This window comes from Martelella sp. K41-7 (genome assembly GCF_055808365.1).
Genome location: NZ_CM147867.1, coordinates 337,345 through 360,421 on the forward strand (window position 1 = coordinate 337,345; position 23,077 = coordinate 360,421).

A 23,077-nucleotide genomic window follows, 5' to 3' on the forward strand; every position below is an offset into this window, starting at 1 on the left:
GTCCGGCTCAAGAGCCGGTTTCGTCGTTTCAAGCGGGAGGCGGATTGCGATCCGCGCGGTGCATATGTCAAGGCAAGAAGCCAACGAACAATTTCTTCTGACCTCGTTTCTCGATGGTGCCAACGCCACCTATATCGAGCATCTGTACGCGGCCTATGAAGATGATCCGAACTCGGTATCGGAAGAGTGGCGGGACTTCTTCAAGGCGCTCGGCGACGATCCGGATGCCGTGCGCAAGGCAGCCGAAGGCGCGTCCTGGAAAAAGGCCGACTGGCCGCAAAAGCCCAATGACGACCTGACGGCCGCGCTTGACGGCAACTGGGCCGATGTCGAGCAGGTGGTCGAGAAGAAGCTGCGCGGCAAGGCTGCCGCCAAAGGTGCTGACCTCTCGAACGAGGACGTGCTGCGCTCGACCCGCGATTCCGTGCGCGCGCTGATGATGATCCGTGCCTTCCGCATGCGTGGCCACCTTCATGCCAAGCTCGATCCGCTGGGTCTCGCCGGCATGGCCGATGACGACTACAACGAGCTATCGCCCAAGGCCTATGGCTTCACCGAGGCCGATTACGACCGCCGCATCTTCCTCGACAATGTTCTGGGGCTCGAATACGCCACCATCCCGGAAATGCTCGACATCCTGACGCGCACCTATTGCACCACGCTCGGCGTCGAGTTCATGCACATTTCGAATCCGGAAGAAAAATCCTGGATTCAGGAGCGCATCGAAGGCCCGGAAAAGAGCATCACCTTCACCGAAAACGGCAAGAAGGCGATCTTGCAGAAGCTGATCGAGGCGGAGGGCTTCGAAAAGTTCCTGGATGTCAAATACAAGGGCACCAAGCGCTTTGGTCTTGATGGCGCAGAATCGCTGATCCCGGCGATGGAGCAAATTATCAAGCGTGGTGGCGCGCTCGGCCTCAAGGAAGTCGTGCTCGGCATGCCGCATCGCGGTCGCCTGAACGTCTTGTCGCAGGTGATGGCCAAGACCCACCGTGCTATCTTCCACGAATTCAAGGGCGGCTCGTTCAAGCCCGACGATGTTGAGGGTTCCGGTGATGTTAAGTACCATCTGGGCGCTTCCTCCGACCGCGAATTCGACGGCAACAATGTCCACCTGTCGCTGACAGCGAACCCTTCGCATCTGGAAATCGTCGATCCAGTCGTTATGGGCAAGGCACGTGCCAAGCAGGATATCATCGCGACCCGCCGTGAAGGCGAAATCGTGCCGCTGTCCGAGCGCGCAAAGGTGATGCCGTTGCTGCTGCATGGTGATGCTGCCTTTGCCGGTCAGGGTGTGGTTGCTGAAATTCTCGGCCTATCCGGTCTGCGCGGCCACCGCGTTGCCGGTACGGTTCACTTCATCGTCAACAACCAGATCGGGTTCACCACCAACCCGGCGTTTTCGCGCTCCTCACCCTATCCGTCGGATGTCGCGAAGATGATCGAGTCTCCGATTTTCCACGTCAACGGTGACGATCCGGAGGCTGTCGTCTATGCGGCCAAGGTTGCGACCGAATTCCGCATGAAATTCCACAAGCCTGTGGTCATTGACATGTTCTGCTACCGCCGCTTCGGCCATAATGAGGGCGATGAGCCTGCGTTTACGCAGCCGAAGATGTACAAGGTGATTCGCGGCCACGAGACTGTTACCCAGCTTTACGCCGACCGGCTGATCAAGGAAGGCCTGATCACCAAGGAAGAATTCGAGGGCATGCTCGCCGACTGGAGAACGTTCCTTGAGCAGGAATTCGAAGCAGGCTCTTCCTACAAGCCGAACAAGGCTGACTGGCTGGATGGCGAATGGTCCGGTTTGCGTGCCGCTGACAATGCGGATGAACTGCGCCGCGGCAAGACCTCTATGCCGATGAAGACGCTGAAGGAAATCGGCAAGAAGCTCACCGAAGTTCCGGAGGGCTTCAATGTTCACCGTACGGTCAAGCGTTTCCTCGACAACCGCGCCAAGATGATCGAAACCGGCGAGGGTGTCGACTGGGCCATGGCCGAAGCTTTGGCTTTCGGCGCATTGTGCCACGAGGGTTTCAAGGTTCGCCTGTCCGGTCAGGATGTCGAGCGCGGCACTTTCTCGCAGCGTCATTCCGTGCTCTACGATCAGGAAACCGAAGAGCGTTATCTTCCGCTGCAGAATATCCGCGCCAGCCAGGGTCGCTATGAGGTGATCAATTCGATGCTGTCGGAAGAAGCCGTGCTCGGCTTCGAATACGGCTATTCACTGGCACGTCCGAACGCTTTGACACTGTGGGAAGCCCAGTTTGGCGACTTCGCCAATGGTGCGCAGGTGATTTTCGACCAGTTCATCTCGTCGGGTGAGCGCAAATGGCTGCGCATGTCCGGTCTCGTCTGCCTGCTGCCGCATGGCTATGAGGGGCAGGGGCCGGAACATTCTTCCGCCCGTCTGGAGCGCTGGTTGCAGATGTGTGCTGAAGACAACATGCAGGTCGCCAACTGCACCACGCCGGCGAACTACTTCCACATTCTGCGCCGCCAGCTCAAACGCGACTTCCGCAAGCCGCTGATCCTGATGACGCCGAAATCGCTGCTGCGCCACAAACGCGCTCAGTCGACGCTTTCGGAATTCGCCGGCGAGAGCGCCTTCCACCGACTGCTGTGGGACGATGCCGTCGAACACGATACGCCGATCAAGCTGGTCAAGGACTCCAAGATCTCGCCGCGTCGTGATGTGCTCGGGCAAGGTCTATTATGATCTGTTCGAGGAGCGTGAGAAGCGCGGTATCAACGATGTTTACCTACTGCGCGTCGAACAGCTTTATCCGTTTCCGGCCAAGGCTCTGATCAACATGCTTTCGCGCTTCAAGAACGCGGAGATGGTATGGTGTCAGGAAGAGCCGAAGAATATGGGTGCCTGGTCGTTCATCGAACCTTATCTGGAATGGGTGTTGACCCATATCGATGCCAAGCATTCGCGGGTTCGCTATGCCGGACGCGCCGCAGCCGCCTCAACGGCGACGGGCCTGATGTCGCGCCATCAGGCGCAACTCGCGGCCTTCCTCGATGACGCGCTCGGTGAATAAGAATGAATAGGCGCATGCCGGACCCAAAGCCCGGCATGCAATGACCGCCGCAAGGCGATCCGGACACACGTTTTTTCAAACTCGGGACTTTTGACATGGCCACTGAAATCCGCGTTCCCACTTTGGGTGAATCCGTTACCGAAGCAACGGTCGGCACCTGGTACAAGAAGGTCGGCGACGCCATCGTCGCCGATGAGCCGATTGTCGAACTGGAAACCGACAAGGTGACCATCGAGGTTCCGGCGCCGGCTTCCGGCACGCTTTCCGAAATCGTCTCCGGCGAAGGCGAGACCGTCGAACTTGACGCATTGCTCGGCCAGATCGCCGCGGGCGATGCCCTGGCCGCAGGCGGCGGCGAAAAGGAAGCCCCCAAGGAAGCGGCTCCTAAGGAAGACGCGACGAAGGAAGAGGCAGCCAAGGTTGAAGACAAGCCGAAGTCCGGTTCGGACATGCCGGCTGCTCCGGCCGCTGCCAAGATGATGGAAGAGAAGAACATTTCTTCCGATCAGGTTGAAGGTTCCGGCAAACGCGGCCAGATCCTGAAGGGCGATGTGATCGCAGCTGCGACCAAGGGCACGTCTTCTCCCGCAGCGGAACCTACCAAGGCCGCGCAGCGTGCGCCTTCCAAGGTTGAGGATGCCGACCGCGAGGAACGCGTGAAAATGACGCGCCTTCGCCAGACCATTGCGAAGCGCCTGAAGGACGCCCAGAACACCGCGGCCATGCTGACCACCTATAACGAGGTGGATATGACAGCGGTGATGGAACTGCGCTCCAAGTACAAGGACCTGTTCCTGAAGAAGCATGACGTCAAGCTCGGTTTCATGGGCTTCTTCACAAAGGCCGTCTGTCACGCGCTGAAGGAAATCCCGGCGGTCAACGCCGAGATCGACGGCACCGACATCATCTACAAGAAGTTCTGTCATGTCGGCATGGCCGTTGGCACAGACAAGGGCCTCGTCGTTCCGGTCGTGCGTGATGCCGACCAGATGACGATTGCCGAGATCGAAGCCGAGATTGCCCGTCTTGCAAAGGCAGCGCGCGGCGGTCAGCTTTCGATGGCGGACATGCAGGGTGGCACCTTCACCATCACCAATGGCGGCGTCTACGGTTCGCTGATGTCCTCGCCGATCCTGAATGCGCCGCAGTCCGGTATTCTCGGGATGCACAAGATCCAGGAACGGCCGGTGGCAATCGGCGGTCAGGTTGTCATCCGCCCGATGATGTATCTGGCACTGTCCTACGACCACCGTATGGTCGACGGCCAGGAGGCTGTGACCTTCCTGGTCCGCGTCAAGGAAACGCTGGAAGATCCCGAACGTCTCGTTCTCGATCTCTGATTTCAAAATAACCCGGGGGCCGGAACATGAGCATCGAATTCCTGATTACGGCGCTGATTGTTGTTCTGGCTCCAGGCACGGGCGTGGTCTACACGCTGGCGACCGGGCTGTCGCAGGGGCGGCTTGCAAGCGTTGCGGCCGCCTTTGGCTGCACGCTCGGCATCATCCCGGCGATCCTGGCCTCCGCGTTCGGCATCGCCGCACTGTTTCACACCAGCGCGCTTCTGTTCCAGACGGTGAAGTTTGCCGGCGTTGCCTATCTGCTCTATCTCGCATGGCAGACGCTGAGGGGTCGCGGTGCGTTGCGCATATCCGGCGAAGGCGCATCAGGGCGCAGCCTGTTCGCGATCGCCCGCAACGGCTTTCTGATCAATATCCTGAACCCGAAGCTTTCGATCTTCTTCCTTGCCTTCCTGCCGCAATTCGTATCGCCTGCCGCTGCCTCGCCCATACTGGAAATGTTGGTGATGTCGGCGGTGTTCATGGCAATGACCTTTGCCGTCTTTGTTGTCTATGGCCAGTTCTCCGGCCTGATGCGCGACCGGGTGCTGTCGAGCGAGCGGGCAATGGCGTGGATGCGCCGCAGCGTGGCGCTGACCTTTGCAGGGTTTGGCGTCAAGCTCGCGCTTAGCAGGCCATAGACCGGGAAAGCCCTTCATGGACCATCAATATCTGATCGAGCTTGCATCTCTGATGGCGATCTTCTCCTTCGCCATCGTCGCCCCAGGCGCGGACACCGCGATGATCATCCGGCAGGCGCTGGTGCATGGAAGACGCTCGGCCGTACTGAGCAGCTTCGGCGTCGGTACCTCGCTGATGTTCCATGTCAGCTATACGATCATGGGGCTCGGCCTGATCATTTCGCAGTCGATCATGGTGTTCAATGTGATCAAATGGACGGGTGCCGCCTATCTGATCTATCTCGGCATCCAGTCGTTGCGTTCCGGCAGGACGGAGATCGCTTCCGTTGCGGATGCCGAACCGACCGCAAAACAAGGGACCGCGAAGGCATTCTCGCTTGGCTTTCTCGCAAATGCGCTGAACCCGAAGCCGGTTCTGTTCTTCCTGTCGATATTCTCGACCGTTGTCAGCCACGAAACGCCGGCCGGGGTAAAATTCGGCTACGGCCTCGTTATGGCATCGTGCCTCATCGCCTGGTTCATTGGCGTCTCGCTGTTTCTGACCACACCGCGCATGCGCACGGCCTTTGAAAGGGCCAGTGTCTGGATCAATCGCGCGAGCGGCGCGGTCTTTATCGCTTTCGGGTTGAAACTGGCAACGGAGAAGGCGGGCTGAGCGGCGATTTGAAATTCGGCCTCCGGCCTCTACAAACACGGTCATCCAGCGCCCATCCTTCGCATCGGCGATGACCTCAATAAAGAGAAGGAAATCTGATGTCCTATGATCTTATCGTAATCGGTTCCGGCCCCGGCGGCTATGTCTGCGCGGTCAAGGCCTCGCAGCTCGGCCTGAAGGTCGCTGTGATAGAAAAGCGCGCCACCTATGGCGGCACCTGCCTCAATATTGGCTGCATCCCCTCCAAGGCGCTGCTGCATGCTTCCGAGACCTACGCGCATGCAGCCGACGGCATGGAAAGTCTTGGTATCAAGCTTTCCGGCGTCGAACTCGACCATGAAAAGCTGATGGGCCACAAGGACGCGGTGGTGAAGTCGAATGTCGAGGGGGTTGCCTTTCTGTTCAAGAAGAACAAGATCGACGGCGTCAAGGGCACCGGCAAGATCCTTGCCCCCGGCAAGGTTCAGGTCACCAAGGACGATGGCTCGACCGAAGAACTTGAGGCCAAGAACGTCGTGATCGCCACTGGCTCCGATGTCGCCGGTATTCCGGGCGTCGATGTCGATATTGATGAGGAAACCATCGTGTCATCGACCGGCGCCATTGCGCTGAAGAAGGTGCCGGAGCACATGATTGTCGTCGGTGGCGGCGTTATCGGGCTTGAGCTTGGCTCGGTCTGGTCGCGTCTCGGCGCCAAGGTCACGGTTGTCGAGTTCCTGGACAAGATCCTCGGCGGCATGGATGGAGAGGTTTCCAAGCAGTTCCAGAAAATGCTCGCCAAGCAGGGTCTCGATTTCAAGCTGTCCGCCAAGGTGACGGCTGTCGAGAAGGCCAAGAAGGGCGCCAAGGTCACATTCGAGCCGGTCAAGGGCGGCGATGCCGAAACCGTCGAAGCCGATATCGTGCTGATCTCCACCGGCCGCAAGCCTTATACCGAAGGCCTCGGTCTGGAAGACGCCGGCGTCAAGCTGGATGATCGCGGCCGCGTCGAAATCGATGGTCACTTCAAGACCAATGTCGACGGCATTTACGCGATTGGCGACGTGGTCAAGGGACCGATGCTGGCGCATAAGGCCGAAGATGAGGGCGTTGCCCTTGCCGAAATCCTCGCCGGTCAGGCCGGTCATGTGAATTACGATGTGATCCCGGGCGTGGTCTACACTCAGCCGGAAGTCGCCTCTGTCGGCAAGACCGAAGAAGAGCTGAAGAAGGACGGCGTTGCCTACAATGTCGGCAAGTTCCCGTTCATGGCCAATGGTCGTGCGCGGGCGATGGAAGCAACCGACGGTTTCGTCAAAGTGCTGGCCGACAAGGCAACCGACCGCGTGCTCGGCGTTCACATCGTCGGCTTCGGCGCCGGCGAAATGATCCACGAGGCTGCGGTGCTGATGGAATTCGGCGGTTCTTCGGAAGATCTCGGCCGCACTTGCCACGCCCACCCGACCATGTCGGAAGCGGTCAAGGAAGCTGCACTCGGCGCCTTCTTCAAGCCGATCCATATGTAAGGCGGTCGCCGGGTCCAGACTGTGACATAGAAAGTGATGAAGATGCGGCTTGCTAGGCAGGCCGCATTTTGTTTATTGAGGTAGCAGGTTAACCCATTGACTATAGAGGGAAATCCAGTGTCAAAAACTCCTCTTTCTTTTTCGATCAGCCAGCGTTTGCTGCATTGGACGGTCGCACTGCTGATTTTCTTCAACCTGATTTTCTCTGATGGCATGGAGCATTGGGCTCGGCTTCATTTCGGCGGTGAGGCGGTTTCTGCGGATGTGGTCGCGTCGGCGAATATCCATGCTTATGTCGGCATTGCAGTGCTGGTTCTGGCGCTTTTAAGGTTGGGACTGCGCTTCCTTCAGGGCGTTCCCGCCGAGCCTGAGGGGGAGCCTCCGCTGTTTCGCACACTTTCGCGCATTGGCCACTGGAGCTTTTATCTGCTGTTTATTGTCATGCCGCTTTCGGGCATGGTCGGCTATTACCTTGGCATTTCGGGCGCCGCGGAGGTTCATGGCAGTGTGCTGAAACTTCTGATGTGGATCCTGATTGTCGCTCATGTCGGCGCGGTGGCGGTGCACCAGTTCTATTGGAAGACAGGCATCCTCAAACGGATGACAACTGGCTGACTGGCCTGGCGGAAGTTCGAAGAGACTTCAGCCGGACGCCAAGGGGGCGCCGGTGTCATTCAAGAGATTGATCCTGTACTTCAGAAGAATTGACTATTCATCGCGCGGCGAATCCTGTTTGCATCAGGAATGCCTCGCAAACAGTTCGGACAGATTTTCGCCGCAGGACCGGGAGCCGGTATCGCGCTGATCACCGCCTCGGTCTTTCTGTTGTCGCTCTCCGATGCGCTGGTCAAGCTTTCCGGTGTCCGCTTCGGTCTTGCGCAACTGATCTTCTTGCGGTCGTTTGTTGCGGCGCTGCTGCTGGGGCTCGGCATCAGCCTGTTTGCACGCGGCGTTCGCTTGCGTCCGCGGCATGCCGGATGGGTGACGGCGCGCAGCCTTTGCCTCGTTGCCATGTGGTTTTGCTACTATGCGTCCCTGCCGAAGCTGCCTTTGTCGCTGGCAGCGGCCTGCTATTATACGGCGCCGCTGTTAATGGCACTGATGGCCCGGTTGCTGCTGGGCGAGCCTGTGGGAGTTGTGCGCTGGTGTGCGATTGTCCTGGCTCTCGCCGGTGTCGTCGTCAGCGTAAACCCTGCTGCCGGGGCAGTTCTCGTCCTTTGTGCTGTTGCCGTTGCTTGCGGCTGTTTTCTATGCGCTCGCGGCGATTCTCACCTGGAGCAAATGCCGTGGCGAGGCGCCTTTTGCCATGGCCTTCAATCTCAACCTGTCTCTCGCCGTTGCGGGGGCTGTGGCCATGGTCGGTCTGCTTGTCTTTCCTGCAGTTGAGGGGGATGGTTTCATGCTGACGGCATGGCGTCCTCTAGCTATGGCCGACTGGGCCATGATTGTGCTGCTCGCTGTTTTTCTGGTTGCGATCACCACCGGTGTTGCTGCCGCCTATCGGGATGCGCCGGCGCCACTGGTCGGCCTTTTTGACAATGCCTATCTCGTCTTTGCCGCGCTGTGGAGCGTTGTTATTTTCGGTGACATTCCCTCTGGTATAGAGGTCGGCGGCCTTGTGATGATTGGTCTGGGAGCAGCTATCGCGGCGCGGCCGCCGTCTCGGCAGCAGCGATGACCTGCAATCGTATTTTGTTGGGTGCAATTTAGAAAAATGTAATATTTACAGTAATTTAATGGATTCATTACAGAGAATTGAGTACCGACAAGATGGTCGTCGGGTGTATTGTCTGGATGGTTAGGGACGACCCTTTCCCAGTTTCAAAAGAAGACTGAAGCAACCCAAGGACAGATCCGATGAAAAAGATAATCGCACTCTCGCTTGCAACAATGATGGTTGGTGCAGGTGCCGCCTTTGCCGGCCAGCCGCTCAATCCAAGCTGGTATGGACCGAAGGTTACGACCGCCGACCGTGATATTGCCCAGCTCTCCATGCCAGGCGACACATTCTCCACGACGGTGAGCAACGGACCCAATTGGCAGGCGACAAAGACCTTCAAGGTTCGCCCCAACGGCACGCCCGAGCTGATCAGCTTCAGCTATGACAATAACGCCTGATGGCATTCGTCGCTGGGCCCCGCTTCAGCAGGCGGGGCCTGCTAGCGTCTAGTTTTCAGGCGCGTGGATGCGTCTTGTCGTAGATCTCCAAAAGCCGACCGGTATCGACGCCGGTGTAGACCTGGGTGGTCGACAGGCTTGCATGTCCCAGCAGTTCCTGAATGGTTCTGAGATCGCCTCCTGCGGCCAGCAGGTGTGTAGCGAACGAGTGGCGCAGAGCATGCGGTGTTGCCTTGTCCGACAGGCCGAGCGCACCGCGCATGGCCTGCATTTCCCGTTGAATAATCGCCGGCTGTAGTGTTTTCCCGCGCAGACCGCGGAAAACTGGCCCGTCCTCACCAAGATGGTAAGGACAGAGCGCGATGTAGCGCTGAACCGCCTCAAGGGCTGCTGGCAGCAGCGGTACGATGCGGGTTTTGTTTCCCTTGCCGGTAATCCTCAGGCTTTTCGGTCCCCCTGCAAAAGCCTCCGGTGTCAGCCCGATGGCCTCTGAAATGCGCAATCCACAGCCGTAGAGCAGGCAGAAAACAGCTGTGTTGCGCGCCGCAATCCACGGTTCTTCCGCCAGTTGGGCCTCCTTGCCCGCGACGGCAAGCGCTTCCTCAGCGCTTAATGGTTTTGGCAGGGATTTCGGCTGCTTGGGTGCACGCATGGCCCTGACGCCTGCGGCATTGGCAAGCCCGCGTTTCTCCAGCCACCGCAGAAATGATCGTATCCCAGCCAGATCCCGGCCAAGCGTGCGTGCTTGTGCACCCTTTCGCCGCCTGTAGGCGAGATAGGCCCGAACGTCGGCCGGCCGCAGCGAATCAATATCATTAAGCCTGACCGGCCTTGCGATATGGCCGCACAGAAAGGCGAGGAACTGCCGTGTATCACGCTCGTAGGCCTCGGTTGTTTTGGCCGCAAGCCTGCGCTCGCCAGCCAGCGTCCGCAGCCACTCTTGACGCAATTCAAGCAATGCATCATCAGCAGGCACCAATATGTCGGCCATGGGGCCCCCCTTGTCGGAACTTCTTGCGGCGTTGCGATTTTACAGTAAATTGAGTTTAAAAAACGCTAAACGGCCCGGGAGGTGTCATTGTCTTTTCATACAGAATTGCGATATAGGCCGCTCAGCAATAGCAGGAATACATATGGCGCGTCGTGATTCATCATCCGCTCTGGCGCAGTTCGCTGAGACTGTGGCGCTTGTTTCTCAGGGGCAGCCGGGGCACATCGTCGACACGCTGATCGCCGAGCGCGGCCAGAAGATTGTCCACAATCCGTTCTGGCCGGTCATGCGGCCGTTTCTTCATCTCCTTTTGGGCTATGGCAAGGCGATCGATTTTGCCAATGATGTCGAGTCCATGGACGGATATCAGGTCTTTGAATATATCTCCGACCGGCTGAAGCTCGACATCAGCTGCGTCCGCGGCGAGCGTATCCCTGAAAAGGGTGGCTTTGTGATGGTCTCAAACCATCCGACCGGTATTGCCGACGGTGTTGCGGTTTTCGATCTTCTGAAAGCACGTCGCCCTGACATGATGTTCTTCGCCAACAGGGACGCCGTGCGCGTGAACCCACGTCTGGTGGAAATGATCATCCCGGTTGAATGGCGCGAAGAGTTCAAGAGCAAGCTCAAGGCCCGCGAGACCCTGCAGATCACCAACAACGCCATCAGACAAGAAAAGGCGATGGTGCTGTTTCCTTCCGGCCGCATTGCCTATTGGGCGGATGGCAAGCTCAACGAACGCCCCTGGAAGACGTCAGCCATCGGTTTTGCGCGCAAATACGACCTGCCAATCCTGCCGGTACATCTGAAGGCGCGCAATTCCGGCCTGTTCTACTGGTTCGCCAAGTGGTCGACCGAACTGCGCGACATGACGGTTTTCCACGAGCTTTTGAACAAGAAGGGCGACCGTTTCGACTTCACCATTGGCAACATGATCATGCCCGAAGAACTGCAGGGCGAGCCGGCTGATGTGACCGCAGCCCTTGAGCATCACACCGTGCATGCTTTGGCTGGCGATCCTGATGCTGCCTTTGTGCTGGAAAAGAATAAACCCGCTCCGGCCGTGTCGGACGCATCTTGAATTCTCCGCTTCACTTTAGAGGATGCGGCAGGCAAGCTTGCCAGCCATGACCCGAGATTCTGCTCGACCTTTTTGGAAAACGCATCGATCCTGCGGTGGTGCGCAGCGTACCCGTTATGGTGCCGCTACCCGTGGCGGGCCCCTATTCCTATGCCGTTCCGGAAGGTATGGCGGTACAGCCCGGCTCTGTGGTTCAGGTGCCTGTTGGCCCCCGCAAGATGATCGGTATTGTCTGGGATGAAGCGGGCGACAATGTCGACCCTAAGAAGCTGAGGCCGATTGAGCACGTGTTCGACTGTCCGCCGGTCGCCGAGCATATGCGCCGCTTCATTTCCTGGGTTGCCGCCTACACGCTGACCCCGCCGGGCCTCGTTGCACGTATGGCCGTGCGCGCGCCAGCGGCCCTTGAACCGGAGCCGATGGTCGAGGGGCTGACGCTGACGGGAACCGTGCCGGAACGTATGACGCCGGCACGCAAGCGGGTGCTGGAACTGGCGGAGGACGGCGCCGGCTGGACCCGTCTCGGGCTGGCGCGCGCGGCGGGCGTCAGCGCCAGCGTTGTCGAGACGATGATGAAGCAGGGGGTGTTCGATACCGTGTTTCTGCCCCCGCCGCCGGCTTTCGGCATGCCCGATCCCGATTATGCGCCGCCTGGTCTTTCGCCCGATCAGGGGAGGCCGCCGGGGAGTTGCGCCAGGCTGTCGCGGCGGATCGATTCCATGTGTCGCTGATCGACGGCGTGACTGGCTCGGGCAAGACCGAGGTCTATTTCGAAGCCTTGGCCGAAACCCTGCGTAAGGGCAAACAGGTGCTGATCCTTCTGCCGGAAATCGCGCTGACTGCCAGTTTTCTGGACCGGTTCGAGGCGCGTTTCGGAGCGCGCCCAGGCGAATGGCATTCCGATCTTCCGCCGCGCATGCGTGAAAAGGTTTGGAGGCAGACTGCGGAAGGGGCGATCCGTGTCGTCGCCGGCGCGCGTTCGGCGCTGTTCCTGCCGTTCGAGGATCTCGGCCTGATCGTGGTCGATGAGGAGCATGATACCGCCTACAAGCAGGAAGACCGCGTGTTCTACAATGCGCGCGACATGGCGGTGGTGCGGGCCCGAATCGGCGGCTTTCCTGCCGTGCTCGCCTCTGCCACGCCATCGGTCGAAAGTCAGGTCAATGCGCTTGCCGGGCGTTATCAGCGTATTCACCTGCCGGGCCGGTTCGCCGAGGCTGCGCTTCCGAGCCTGAAAACGATTGATCTGAGGCGTAGGCCGCCCGCGCGCGGCGGGTTTCTGTCCCCGGTTCTTCTGTCGGAGATGGAAAAGACTGTCGGTCGCGGCGAGCAGGCGCTGTTGTTCCTGAACCGCCGCGGCTATGCGCCACTGACGCTTTGCCGGGTTTGCGGTCATCGCTTTCAGTGCCCCAATTGTTCCAGCTGGCTGGTTGAGCACCGGTTTCGCGGGCGGCTGATGTGTCATCACTGCGGCCACGCCGAGCCTGTGCCGGAAGCCTGTCCTGAGTGCGGCACGCTTGATCACCTCGTCGCCTGCGGGCCGGGGGTGGAGCGGATCGCCGAGGAGGTCGAGCAGCACTTTCCTGAAAAGCGCACCATCATTCTGTCATCGGATATGGCCGGTGGCGTCAAGCGGCTCCGGCTCGAGCTTGAGGCTGTTGCCAACGGCGAAGCTGATATCATCATCGGTACGCAACTGGTGGCTAAGGGGCATAACTTTCCGATGATGACACTCGTCGGCGTTGTTGACGCCGATATCGGCCTTGCAAATGGCGATCCGCGTGCTGCCGAGCGCACCTTCCAGCTTCTGGCGCAGGTCACCGGGCGGGCAGGGCGGACGGGTCTTGCGAGCAAGGGGTTGATCCAGACCTATCAACCGGCGCACCCGGTGATGCAGGCGATTGTCTCAGGCGAGGCGGATGCGTTTTATGAACGCGAGATCACCGAACGCGAAAAGAGCCGGCTGCCGCCCTTTGGCAGGCTCGCGGCCGTTATCATTTCCGCCGATAATCGTGGCGATGCAGAGGCCCATGCACGCGGATTGCGCGGGGCCGCACCCGCCGGGCGCTCGATCTCCGTGCTCGGCCCGGCGGAAGCACCGCTGTCGCTGGTGCGCGGACGCTACCGTTTCCGCCTGCTCGTTCACGGCAGCCGGGCGGACGATATCCAGGCCTATTTGAGGGAGATGCTCGAAAACGGACCGCGACAACGTGGCTCAGTCCGGGTGCAGCTTGACATTGACCCACAGAGCTTTCTCTAGATAGATTGACGTTGAGAGCGCGGGGAGCCGCGCCGAAAATGGGAAGGATCTTCCAGATGAGTTTTTATTGGCCGGAGAGTTTCGTCGGACAGGTCGCCTTGTTCATGGCTGTCGTCATCCTGATCTGGGGGCTTGTGGTGGCGCTTGCGCCGCTGAAGCTCTTGGGTGTGGCAGGTTTTTCAGGGCTGAAAGAAGAGAGCGGAGCGAGCATTCACATCCGTTCGATGATCGGAGGAACCTATGCGGCGATGTCGCTGATGGCGCTGCTGTTCGATCAGCCTATGATCTACCGGACCTTTGGTCTGGCGCTGATTTTCGGATTCCTGACAAGGTTGTTGTGGATGGGGTCGACCGGGAGCCGGTCAATCAAGGGCGGCATATTTCTTGTCAGCCAGGCGGTAGCGGGTGTATTCATGCTGCTTTACGGCCTTGGTTGGGCTTGAGGCTGAAAGCTTTCAAAAGCACTGTGTTTCAAGGATTTTCGACTTTGTGACAAGAAACGAACGCCAATGCTTTAAACGGGCTTTGAGCGTGTTGCGAGTCGCTTTTACCTGTGCTAGACGAACCCCGACTATTGGGAGGGCCAGCATAGTTTTTTGCTGTTTCCCGGGGATATTGTGAGTTTTTAGAGGCTTCGGGCAACGCCGGTCACGACACGGCCCGAGCCGATTTTTAAGGGGAATTTGTGCCTGTGGCAGACCTATCCCAATCTGTTTCGAGCGTTGCACAGCGTTATGCTGTCTCTCTGTTCGAACTTGCCAAGGATGAAGACAGCATCGACGCCGTGGGTGCCGATCTCGACCGAGTCGAAGCGCTGTTGAACGAAAGCGACGATTTTAGGCGTCTGGTGATGAGTCCCGTTTTCAGTTCTGATGAACAGCTGAAGGCGGTGGTCGCGATTTTCGCCAAGGTCAAGATCGGCGGCTATGTCGCCAATTTCGTTAAGCTGGTTGCGGAAAATCGCCGTCTCTTTGTGCTACCCGGCATGATCTCCGCCTATCGCGGCGAGGTTGCTGCCCATCGCGGACAGGCGACGGCTGAAGTGGCAGTGGCGCATGCCCTGTCAGACGAACAACAACAGGAATTGAAGACTGCGCTGGCTGATGTGACGGGTAAGGATGTGACCCTTCAGATCACCGAAGATGCGTCGCTTCTCGGCGGAATGATCGTCAAGGTCGGTTCGCGTCAGATCGATACGTCACTGCGCACGAAACTCTCCAAACTTAAGCTTTCACTGAAAGAGGTTGGCTGATGGATATCCGGGCCGCGGAAATTTCCGCAATTCTGAAAGAACAGATCAAAAATTTCGGCGATGAGGCCGAAGTCTCTGAAGTCGGTCAGGTGCTTTCGGTCGGCGACGGCATCGCCCGTGTCTATGGTCTCGACAATGTCCAGGCCGGCGAGATGGTCGAGTTCGAAGGTGGTGTGCGCGGTATGGCGCTCAACCTTGAAAGCGACAATGTCGGTGTCGTTATCTTCGGTTCTGACCGTGAGATCGGCGAAGGTGACGTTGTCAAGCGGACTGGTGCAATCGTTGATGTTCCGGTCGGCCCTGGCCTTCTCGGCCGTGTTGTTGACGGTCTTGGTAATCCGATTGACGGCAAGGGGCCGATCGCGTCCGATACCCGCGCAGTTGTGGACGTCAAGGCGCCCGGGATTATCCCGCGGAAGTCTGTTCATGAGCCGATGTCGACAGGCCTCAAGGCCATTGATGCCCTGATCCCGATCGGTCGCGGCCAGCGCGAGCTTGTCATTGGCGACCGCCAGACTGGCAAGACCGCGATCATTCTTGACACCTTCCTGAACCAGAAGCCAATTCACGACAGCGGCCCTGACAGCGAGAAGCTTTACTGCGTCTACGTGGCTGTCGGTCAGAAGCGTTCGACCGTTGCCCAGTTCGTGAAGACGCTGGAAGAGCGCGGCGCGCTGCAATACTCTGTTGTGATCGCAGCAACGGCTTCCGATCCGGCGCCGATGCAGTACATCGCGCCGTTCGCCGGCTGCGCCATTGGCGAGTATTTCCGCGACAACGGGATGCATGCCCTGATCGCCTATGATGACCTTTCCAAGCAGGCGGTTGCCTATCGTCAGATGTCGCTACTTCTGCGTCGCCCGCCGGGCCGTGAAGCTTATCCAGGTGACGTTTTTTACCTGCACTCGCGCCTTCTGGAGCGTGCTGCCAAGCTCTCGGACGAGCGCGGCGGCGGTTCGCTGACGGCTCTGCCGGTCATCGAAACCCAGGGCAACGACGTTTCGGCGTTCATCCCGACCAACGTGATCTCGATCACCGATGGCCAGATCTTCCTTGAAACCGACCTGTTCTACCAGGGTATTCGTCCGGCGGTGAACGTCGGTCTTTCGGTGTCCCGCGTTGGTTCGTCGGCGCAAATCAAGGCGATGAAGCAGGTTGCGGGTTCGATCAAGGGTGAGCTTGCCCAGTATCGTGAAATGGCGGCCTTCGCCCAGTTCGGTTCCGACCTTGATGCTGCAACCCAGCGTCTTCTGAACCGTGGTGCGCGCCTGACCGAGCTTCTGAAGCAGCAGCAGTTCTCTCCGCTGAAGACCGAAGAGCAGGTCGTCGTTATCTTTGCCGGTGTTAACGGCTATCTCGACAAGCTCCCGGTTAGTGATGTCAGCAAGTTCGAGCAGGGATTGCTGTCCTACATGCGTGGCGAAGCCGGTGACGTGCTGGACGGCATCCGCACCGAAAAGGCGCTGAGCGACGATCTGAAGGGTAAGTTGAAGGCGGCAATCGAAGCCTTCTCCAAGAACTTCTCCAAGTAACCAGGTAATCTTAGCGGGGATTGAATACCCATGGCTTCATTGAAAGATCTGAAGCTTCGCATTGCCTCGGTGAAGGCGACGCAGAAGATCACCAAGGCGATGCAGATGGTCGCCGCGGCGAAGCTGCGTCGCGCACAGGAGGCCGCGGAAAATGCGCGGCCCTACTCCGAACGTATGGCGACGGTCATGGCTGATCTGACGGCTGCAGTCGGCGAGGGTGAAGAAGTGCCGAAGCTGATGAGCGGCACCGGCAAGGACGACGTCCATCTTCTGGTGGTCTGCACGGCAGAACGCGGCCTTTGCGGCGGCTTCAACTCGCAGATCGCGCGTCACGCGCGGCTGCACATACGGAAGCTGATTTCCGAAGGCAAGACCGTCAAGATATTCTGCGTCGGCCGCAAGGGCTATGATGCGCTGCGTCGTGAGTACGGTGAACTTATCGTTGAGCGTGCCGACCTGCGTGAAGTGCGCAGGATCGGTTTTGAGAACGCCGAGGATATCGCCAATCGCATGATGGAAATGTTCGAAGAGGGTGCGTTTGACGTCTGCACCTTGTTCTATTCCGAATTCAAGTCGGTGATCTCGCAGGTTCCGACAGGTCTTCAGCTTATTCCGTCTGCTGCGCCCGAAGGCCAGGAAGAGCGTTCAGAATCGGCTCTTTACGACTATGAACCGAATGCGGAATCCATCCTTTCCGAAATCGTACCACTCAATATTCGCGTGCAGGTTTTCCATGCTCTACTGGAAAATGCCGCTGGCGAGATGGGTGCGAAGATGTCGGCGATGGATAATGCGACGCGCAACGCCGGTGAGATGATCGACAAGCTGACGCTTTCCTATAACCGTCAGCGTCAGGAAAAGATCACCACGGAACTGATTGAAATTATTTCCGGCGCGGAAGCGCTGTAAGAGCTTGAAAAGAGGGTTTTATCATGGCTGAGGCCTCTAAAGGTAGAGTGACGCAGATTATTGGCGCCGTTGTGGACGTCGCCTTTGACGGCGAACTGCCCCCCATCATGAATGCGCTTGAAACCGATAACCACGGCAACCGTCTCGTTCTTGAGGTTGCACAGCACCTCGGCGAAAACGAAGTTCGTACGATTGCTATGGACGCGACCGAAGGTCTGGTTCGTGGTCAGGAAGTAAGAAACACCGGATCTCCGATCATGGTGCCGGTTGGTGTTGAGACGCTTGGCCGCATCATGAACGTCATCGGCGAGCCGGTGGATGAAGTCGGCCCGATCGTCACCAAGGAAAAGCGCGGCATTCACCAGGAAGCCCCGCCCTATGTCGATCAGTCGACGGAATCGGAAATCCTCGTCACCGGCATCAAGGTTGTCGACCTTCTGGCGCCTTACGCCAAGGGCGGCAAGATCGGCCTGTTCGGCGGCGCCGGCGTTGGTAAGACGGTTCTGATTCAGGAACTGATCAACAACATCGCCAAGGCGCACGGCGGTTATTCCGTATTCGCCGGTGTTGGTGAGCGTACCCGTGAAGGTAACGACCTTTACCACGAAATGATTGAATCCAACGTGAACGTCGATCCGGCTGAAAACAACGGTTCGGCCGAAGGTTCGAAATGTGCGCTGGTTTACGGCCAGATGAACGAGCCGCCCGGTGCGCGTGCCCGTGTTGCACTGTCAGGTCTGACGATTGCGGAAAACTTCCGCGATGAAGGCCAGGACGTTCTATTCTTCGTGGACAACATCTTCCGCTTCACCCAGGCCGGTTCGGAAATCTCCGCTCTGCTCGGTCGTATCCCGTCTGCTGTGGGTTATCAGCCGACGCTGGCGACCGACATGGGTGCCCTGCAGGAGCGCATTACAACGACGACCAAGGGTTCTATTACCTCGGTTCAGGCCATTTACGTGCCCGCCGATGATCTGACCGACCCGGCGCCTGCAACGTCGTTTGCTCACTTGGATGCGACCACGACCTTGTCGCGTTCGATTGCGGAAAAGGGTATCTATCCTGCTGTTGACCCGCTCGACTCGACATCGCGCATGCTGGACCCGCTGATCGTGGGTGAGGAGCATTATGCTGTTGCCCGTGCCGTTCAATCAACGCTGCAGCGCTACAAATCGCTTCAGGACATCATCGCCATCCTCGGCATGGACGAGCTTTCCGAAGAAGACAAGCTGTCGGTTGCCCGCGCCCGTAAGATCGAGCGCTTCCTGTCGCAGCCGTTCCACGTTGCCGAAGTCTTCACCGGTTCGCCGGGGATCCTGGTTTCGCTCGAAGACACGATCCGCTCGTTCAAGGGGCTGGTCGAAGGCGAGTATGACCATCTGCCGGAGGCCGCCTTCTACATGGTCGGCACGATCGACGACGCTGTCGCCAAGGCCAAGAAACTCGCCGAAGCGGCTTGATTTTTCTCGGGCGGACTTGCTGCCGCCCGTTTTTGGTTGCGGTGATTTGTTGAGACAAAAGATAGGAACGTCATGGCTGACATGCTGAATTTCGAGCTGGTGACCCCCGAAAAGCTGCTGGCCTCCGCGGAAACGGATGCTGTCGTCATTCCCGCGGCGGAAGGCGAAATGACTGTCATGCCGGATCACGCGCCGACCATGACGACGGTTCGCCCGGGCATGGTGAAGTTCAAAAACCGCGATGGCAAGGAATTTCAGTTTCTGGTGTTTCACGGCTTTGCCGATATCCAGGGCGATTCCTGCACGTTGTTGGCCGAAACCGCCGTGCCGATCGGTGAGGCTTCGGATGCGATCGAGCATCGTATCAAATCTCTGCGCAAGGAGCTGGATGATGCTGGCCACCGTGAGCACAAGAGCGCTATCGAGCAGATGATGAACGAGCTCACGCATTTGAACGAAACTGTATTCCCGGGCTGATCGGCCCTGATTATTCTGTTACTTCGTTTCGGCCGCGGCATTTTTGCTGCGGCTTTTCTCTTTTTTGGGTATTCTATCATATCCAGCGTTGAGTAAAGCGCGTGGTTCTGGTTTCCATCGCAATCTGCGGACGAAAAATAACAACAACGAACATCGATAGATCTCGATGTCAGGGTGTCGGGTTGAGGATATCGAAACTGAACGAGAAGATGCGTGGCGATATCGTGATAGCGCTCGTTGTCGGCGTACTTGTTGTTGCCGTTCTGGTTTACATTGAATCTTTCGAGCGTCTTCATGAGTTTTCGCGCGCGCATGAAAGCTGGGAACTCGATGAGCTCTTTACCGCCTTGATGGTGGCGAGCGTCGGGCTTCTGATCCTGCTTTTCCGGCGTACACGTGACTTGAAGAGAGAGGTTGCCAGCCGTCGCGAGGCCGAGCGTCTGGCCCACGCACTCGCGCGTCAGGACCCGCTGACGGGCGTCGCCAACCGACGGTATTTCGAAGAGGAGTGCGAGCGCAGACTGGCCCGTGCGCGCCGGCAGTCGGACCGTTTTGCGCTGATGTTCATCGATTTCGACCGTTTCAAGCAGATCAACGACAGTCTCGGGCATGAAGCCGGTGACAGGCTGCTTCAGGTTGTTTCGGACCGCCTGAAAAAGGGCGTGCGTCCGGATGATTTTCTCGGTCGGCTCGGTGGCGACGAATTCGCGATTTTGATGCAGGATGGCGGCGGGACGGATACGACCGAACAGGTGGCCGCCAGATTGCTGGCCGAAGTGTCGAGACCGGTCTCTTTCGTCGGACGTGAGATCACTCCGTCGATCAGCATCGGTATCGCGCTCTATCCGAAAGACGGCACCAATCGCGAAACGCTTGTCAAAAAGGCCGATACCGCGATGTACCGCGCCAAAGATGAGGGCCGCCGCCGAATTGTTTCCTTCACAGATGCTATCGACGGCGGCTCCACCGTCGAAAACATGCTTGAGCTTGATCTGGCCGAGGCGCTTTCGTCGGGCCAGATCGTTCCATATTACCAGTTGATCAGCAGTTGCAGTGCGGGCGATGTTCTGATGATCGAGGTATTGGCGCGCTGGCGGCATCCCAGACTTGGCGTGTTGAGTGCCGGCGATTTCATTCCTCATGCCGAGGCGGCCGGGCTGATCCCGGTACTGTTTTCCGCGATCCTGAATCAGGCCTGCAAGGATGCTTTGAAATGGCCGTCTGCCACGGCAATCGCCGTCAATGTTGCACCGCTTCAGCTGTGTGACCGCAATTTCGCTTCTATTGTTCTGGAAATATTGCGCGGCAATGGTTTCCCGCCGGTAAGGCTCGAGATCGAAGTGACGGAAGAGGCGATGGTTGTCGATCTTGAAACCACACGCATGAACATCAAGCGGCTCAAGGCCGAGGGCATCCGTGTTGCGCTGGATGATTTCGGTACCGGTTATTCCAGCCTGCGGCAACTGAGAGAGCTTCCTTTTGACCGGGTCAAGATCGATCGCAGCTTTATATCCGGTGTCGGCAACGATCCGCAAAGCGACGAGATTGTCGCGTCGACGATCAAACTTTGCCATGCGCTGGGAATGAAAATCGTTGCAGAAGGGATCGAGGACAAGCAGCAGATGGACTGGATCTGTGCGCACGGCGCCGATGCCCTGCAGGGCTATTTTAATGCTATGCCGGTGCCCGCCGAAGAACTGGCTGCGGCCTTGAAGGCATATCCCGACGGGCGGCCGCGTGGCTAATCTGAGATCGTCACGATCCCGCAATCGCCCGTTTCGGAAGCAAATGCCAGGCGTTGGCCGGCTTCATCCCACGAAAGAGCGGTGATGGCGCCCTTGCCCTGGCGGCGCAGCAGCGCTTCTTTGCCGTCGGAGATGCGCACCGCCAGCATCATGCCGTCGATAAATCCGATGGCCAGCATTTCTTCGGACGGATGAAACGCAACCTGTGTGACCATGATGTTGGCACGGGTCCCGAGTTCCAGAGGCGCCTTGCCCATAGGCCCGTCCTTGCCGGAGAACGGCCAGACGATTGCCGCTGGAGCGCCAGAGGTTGCTAGCCACTTGCCGCGCGGCGACCACGACCATGATTTGACCTTGGCGGGATAGCCGCTCATGCGCATGTGCCGCGCCTCGGCGGACAGTTTGCTGTCGAGCTTCCAGCCATGAAGGGCGTTTTCCTGCATCGAGGTCACGAGGAAGCGTCCATCTGGCGAGAACGCGATTCCGATATGGGCGCCCTTCCATTCCAATTCGACCGGCGGGGCCGTGCCCGTGACCCAGTGCAGCGAAGCACCATTATAACGCGCGGCCGCGATCCTGAGACCCTTGGGCGCGAAAGTCACAGCCTCGACGCTACGCTCCTCGGTGAAGAGGTGCGAGGTGCCGCTGGCGATCACGCGGGTTTCCTTGCCGACCGCATAGGCAACAGCACCGTGCGGCCCGCCGGAAACCGCCGAGATCCATTTGCGCGGGACGCTCGCCAGCTCTTCCGTCGAGCCATCCTTGGAAAGCCGCAGCACCCTGCCGTCTTCGCCGCCCGTCAGCAATGTCTGACTGAACGGGTCGCGCACACAGGTCAGCAAGCCATCATGGGCCTGCACAACCTTTTCGCCCTCATCGAGCCGGTGGACCGCGCCGCCGGCTGTGGCGAAGAACGGAACGCCGCCCAGAAAGGCGGTGGCGATGACGTGGTCGTCAATGTCGAGGGGGGCTACGCTCGGCATCAGTTCTGGACCGCGCAGGCCCGGAAGCTTTTCTCGAGCTTTTCACGGTCAAGATCTCGGCCGATGAAAACCAACCGGCTTTCGTGTTTTTCGCCGTCTTTCCATGCACGCTGGTGCTCGCCTTCGATGATCATGTGCACCCCTTGCACCACGTAGCGTTCGTCGTCGCCCTTGAATGCGATAATGCCTTTCAGACGCAGGATGCTCGGGCCCTGGTTCTGTGTTACCGACTGGATCCATGGGAAGAACCTGTTTGGATCCAGTTCGCCGCCGCGGAGCGAAACCGACTGCACCGTCACATCGTGATGATCGGAAAGACCATGATGATGGTGGTGATCATGGTCATGGTCATGGTGATCGTGATGATGATCATGGTCGCAATCAGGACCGCAGACATGATCATCATGATCGTGATCGAGAAAATGCGGATCATCCTCCAGCACATGCTTCAGGTCGAAGGCGTTCTGGTTGAGGATACGCTCCAGTTCGATGCCGGAGCGCTCTGTCCTGTAAATCCTGGCGGCCGGATTGATGGCGTGCACCAGACCTTCGACATCCGCTAGTTCCTCGGCACTGACGAGGTCGGTCTTGTTGAGCAGCACGATATCGGCAAAGGCGATCTGGTCTTCAGCCTCGCGGCTGTCCTTCAGGCGCAGCGGCAGGTGTTTGGCGTCGACCAGCGCAATCACGGCGTCGAGTGCGGTTTTGGCCCGCACGTCGTCATCCATGAAGAAGGTCTGAGCGACGGGAACAGGGTCGGCAAGACCGGTGGTTTCCACGATGATACCGTCGAAGCGCGGGCGCCGCATCAGTCCTTCGACAACCCGGATCAGGTCGCCGCGCACGGTGCAGCACACACAGCCATTGTTCATTTCGTAGATTTCCTCGTCGGATTCCACGATCAGGTCATTGTCGATGCCGATCTCGCCGAACTCGTTGACGATAACCGCATATTGCTTGCCGTGGTTTTCAGAAAGGATCCGGTTGAGCAGGGTGGTTTTTCCCGATCCCAGATAGCCTGTCAGTACAGTCACGGGAATTGGCTTTGCAGCTTGCGTGTCGGTCATGATTGTTCCTT

At 58.6% G+C, this 23,077-nt stretch carries 18 protein-coding genes and 3 pseudogenes; 18 read left to right on the plus strand and 3 right to left on the minus strand.

Features of this window, described 5'->3' with window-relative positions; genetic code table 11:
- The first annotated feature begins 64 nt into the window (after positions 1-64).
- The 9 genes and pseudogenes from AC0L7L_RS01640 to AC0L7L_RS01680 all read left to right on the plus strand — a co-directional run bounded on the left by AC0L7L_RS01640 (position 65) and on the right by AC0L7L_RS01680 (position 9,309).
- Positions 65-3,050: pseudogene (locus tag AC0L7L_RS01640) on the plus strand (2-oxoglutarate dehydrogenase E1 component).
- Positions 3,051-3,145: 95 nt separating this feature from the next.
- A complete protein-coding gene (gene odhB / locus AC0L7L_RS01645; RefSeq protein WP_473511443.1) occupies positions 3,146-4,390 on the plus strand; it encodes a 2-oxoglutarate dehydrogenase complex dihydrolipoyllysine-residue succinyltransferase in 1,245 nt (414 codons plus the stop codon).
- Positions 4,391-4,416: 26 nt separating this feature from the next.
- Entirely contained in the window at positions 4,417-5,031 is a 615-nt protein-coding gene (locus tag AC0L7L_RS01650; RefSeq protein ID WP_272209919.1) for a LysE family translocator, read from the plus strand.
- A gap of 16 nt (positions 5,032-5,047) precedes the next feature.
- Positions 5,048-5,686, plus strand: coding sequence for a LysE family transporter (locus tag AC0L7L_RS01655; protein WP_272209920.1), 639 nt, complete (start codon positions 5,048-5,050; stop codon positions 5,684-5,686).
- A gap of 98 nt (positions 5,687-5,784) precedes the next feature.
- Entirely contained in the window at positions 5,785-7,191 is a 1,407-nt protein-coding gene (gene lpdA, locus AC0L7L_RS01660; RefSeq protein WP_473511446.1) for a dihydrolipoyl dehydrogenase, read from the plus strand.
- A gap of 117 nt (positions 7,192-7,308) precedes the next feature.
- Positions 7,309-7,806, plus strand: a complete 498-nt coding sequence (locus tag AC0L7L_RS01665; protein ID WP_473511448.1) for a cytochrome b — start codon at positions 7,309-7,311, stop codon at positions 7,804-7,806.
- A gap of 129 nt (positions 7,807-7,935) precedes the next feature.
- Positions 7,936-8,316: pseudogene (locus AC0L7L_RS01670) on the plus strand (EamA family transporter); the annotation flags it as partial.
- Between the two features lie 94 nt (positions 8,317-8,410).
- Positions 8,411-8,869: a hypothetical protein gene (locus tag AC0L7L_RS01675; protein WP_473514036.1), complete on the plus strand. Its 459-nt coding sequence runs from the start codon at positions 8,411-8,413 to the stop codon at positions 8,867-8,869.
- 179 nt (positions 8,870-9,048) lie between these two features.
- Complete coding sequence (locus AC0L7L_RS01680) at positions 9,049-9,309, plus strand: hypothetical protein (protein ID WP_272209922.1); 261 nt, start codon at positions 9,049-9,051, stop codon at positions 9,307-9,309.
- A 55-nt stretch (positions 9,310-9,364) separates the two neighbouring features.
- On the opposite strand, the gene AC0L7L_RS01685 is transcribed toward AC0L7L_RS01680, so the two are convergent.
- Positions 9,365-10,300: a tyrosine recombinase XerC gene (locus AC0L7L_RS01685; RefSeq protein ID WP_272209923.1), complete on the minus strand. Its 936-nt coding sequence runs from the start codon at positions 10,298-10,300 to the stop codon at positions 9,365-9,367.
- Positions 10,301-10,442: 142 nt separating this feature from the next.
- Here AC0L7L_RS01685 and AC0L7L_RS01690 point away from each other — a divergent pair, with 142 nt between their 5' ends.
- The 9 genes and pseudogenes from AC0L7L_RS01690 (at position 10,443) to AC0L7L_RS01730 (ending at position 21,016) form a co-directional block, all read left to right on the plus strand.
- Entirely contained in the window at positions 10,443-11,381 is a 939-nt protein-coding gene (locus AC0L7L_RS01690) for a GNAT family N-acetyltransferase (protein WP_272209924.1), read from the plus strand.
- A gap of 116 nt (positions 11,382-11,497) precedes the next feature.
- Positions 11,498-13,641: pseudogene (locus AC0L7L_RS01695) on the plus strand (primosomal protein N').
- 56 nt (positions 13,642-13,697) lie between these two features.
- On the plus strand, positions 13,698-14,084 hold the full coding sequence (locus AC0L7L_RS01700) for a hypothetical protein (RefSeq protein WP_272209927.1): 387 nt from the start codon (positions 13,698-13,700) through the stop codon (positions 14,082-14,084).
- Positions 14,085-14,326: 242 nt separating this feature from the next.
- Positions 14,327-14,893, plus strand: coding sequence for a F0F1 ATP synthase subunit delta (locus AC0L7L_RS01705; RefSeq protein WP_473511452.1), 567 nt, complete (start codon positions 14,327-14,329; stop codon positions 14,891-14,893).
- On the plus strand, positions 14,893-16,425 hold the full coding sequence (gene atpA / locus AC0L7L_RS01710) for a F0F1 ATP synthase subunit alpha (protein WP_473511454.1): 1,533 nt from the start codon (positions 14,893-14,895) through the stop codon (positions 16,423-16,425). Before AC0L7L_RS01705 ends, atpA begins: the two co-directional genes overlap by 1 nt.
- A 30-nt stretch (positions 16,426-16,455) precedes the next feature.
- Positions 16,456-17,334: a F0F1 ATP synthase subunit gamma gene (locus tag AC0L7L_RS01715; protein ID WP_272209929.1), complete on the plus strand. Its 879-nt coding sequence runs from the start codon at positions 16,456-16,458 to the stop codon at positions 17,332-17,334.
- 23 nt (positions 17,335-17,357) lie between these two features.
- A complete protein-coding gene (gene atpD / locus AC0L7L_RS01720) occupies positions 17,358-18,794 on the plus strand; it encodes a F0F1 ATP synthase subunit beta (protein ID WP_473511456.1) in 1,437 nt (478 codons plus the stop codon).
- A 72-nt stretch (positions 18,795-18,866) separates the two neighbouring features.
- Positions 18,867-19,271: a F0F1 ATP synthase subunit epsilon gene (locus AC0L7L_RS01725; protein WP_473511459.1), complete on the plus strand. Its 405-nt coding sequence runs from the start codon at positions 18,867-18,869 to the stop codon at positions 19,269-19,271.
- A gap of 182 nt (positions 19,272-19,453) precedes the next feature.
- Entirely contained in the window at positions 19,454-21,016 is a 1,563-nt protein-coding gene (locus tag AC0L7L_RS01730; RefSeq protein WP_473511462.1) for a putative bifunctional diguanylate cyclase/phosphodiesterase, read from the plus strand.
- Here AC0L7L_RS01730 and AC0L7L_RS01735 read toward each other — a convergent pair.
- A complete protein-coding gene (locus AC0L7L_RS01735) occupies positions 21,013-21,999 on the minus strand; it encodes a WD40 repeat domain-containing protein (protein ID WP_473511464.1) in 987 nt (328 codons plus the stop codon). The two genes, AC0L7L_RS01730 and AC0L7L_RS01735, sit on opposite strands and share 4 nt — an antisense overlap.
- Positions 21,999-23,066, minus strand: coding sequence for a CobW family GTP-binding protein (locus AC0L7L_RS01740; RefSeq protein WP_272209932.1), 1,068 nt, complete (start codon positions 23,064-23,066; stop codon positions 21,999-22,001). The genes AC0L7L_RS01735 and AC0L7L_RS01740 overlap by 1 nt, the downstream gene beginning before the upstream one ends.
- Positions 23,067-23,077: the final 11 nt, after the last annotated feature.

Excerpts from the sequence above, each read along its gene's own strand:
- odhB (WP_473511443.1), top strand. The coding sequence starts at position 3,146 with ATGGCCACTGAAATCCGCGTTCCCACTTTGGGTGAATCCGTTACCGAA.
- AC0L7L_RS01650 (WP_272209919.1), top strand. The coding sequence starts at position 4,417 with ATGAGCATCGAATTCCTGATTACGGCGCTGATTGTTGTTCTGGCTCCA.
- AC0L7L_RS01655 (WP_272209920.1), top strand. The coding sequence starts at position 5,048 with ATGGACCATCAATATCTGATCGAGCTTGCATCTCTGATGGCGATCTTC.
- lpdA (WP_473511446.1), top strand. The coding sequence starts at position 5,785 with ATGTCCTATGATCTTATCGTAATCGGTTCCGGCCCCGGCGGCTATGTC.
- AC0L7L_RS01680 (WP_272209922.1), top strand. The coding sequence starts at position 9,049 with ATGAAAAAGATAATCGCACTCTCGCTTGCAACAATGATGGTTGGTGCA.
- AC0L7L_RS01685 (WP_272209923.1), bottom strand. The coding sequence starts at position 10,300 with ATGGCCGACATATTGGTGCCTGCTGATGATGCATTGCTTGAATTGCGT.
- AC0L7L_RS01690 (WP_272209924.1), top strand. The coding sequence starts at position 10,443 with ATGGCGCGTCGTGATTCATCATCCGCTCTGGCGCAGTTCGCTGAGACT.
- AC0L7L_RS01700 (WP_272209927.1), top strand. The coding sequence starts at position 13,698 with ATGAGTTTTTATTGGCCGGAGAGTTTCGTCGGACAGGTCGCCTTGTTC.
- atpA (WP_473511454.1), top strand. The coding sequence starts at position 14,893 with ATGGATATCCGGGCCGCGGAAATTTCCGCAATTCTGAAAGAACAGATC.
- AC0L7L_RS01715 (WP_272209929.1), top strand. The coding sequence starts at position 16,456 with ATGGCTTCATTGAAAGATCTGAAGCTTCGCATTGCCTCGGTGAAGGCG.
- atpD (WP_473511456.1), top strand. The coding sequence starts at position 17,358 with ATGGCTGAGGCCTCTAAAGGTAGAGTGACGCAGATTATTGGCGCCGTT.
- AC0L7L_RS01725 (WP_473511459.1), top strand. The coding sequence starts at position 18,867 with ATGGCTGACATGCTGAATTTCGAGCTGGTGACCCCCGAAAAGCTGCTG.
- AC0L7L_RS01735 (WP_473511464.1), bottom strand. The coding sequence starts at position 21,999 with ATGCCGAGCGTAGCCCCCCTCGACATTGACGACCACGTCATCGCCACC.
- AC0L7L_RS01740 (WP_272209932.1), bottom strand. The coding sequence starts at position 23,066 with ATGACCGACACGCAAGCTGCAAAGCCAATTCCCGTGACTGTACTGACA.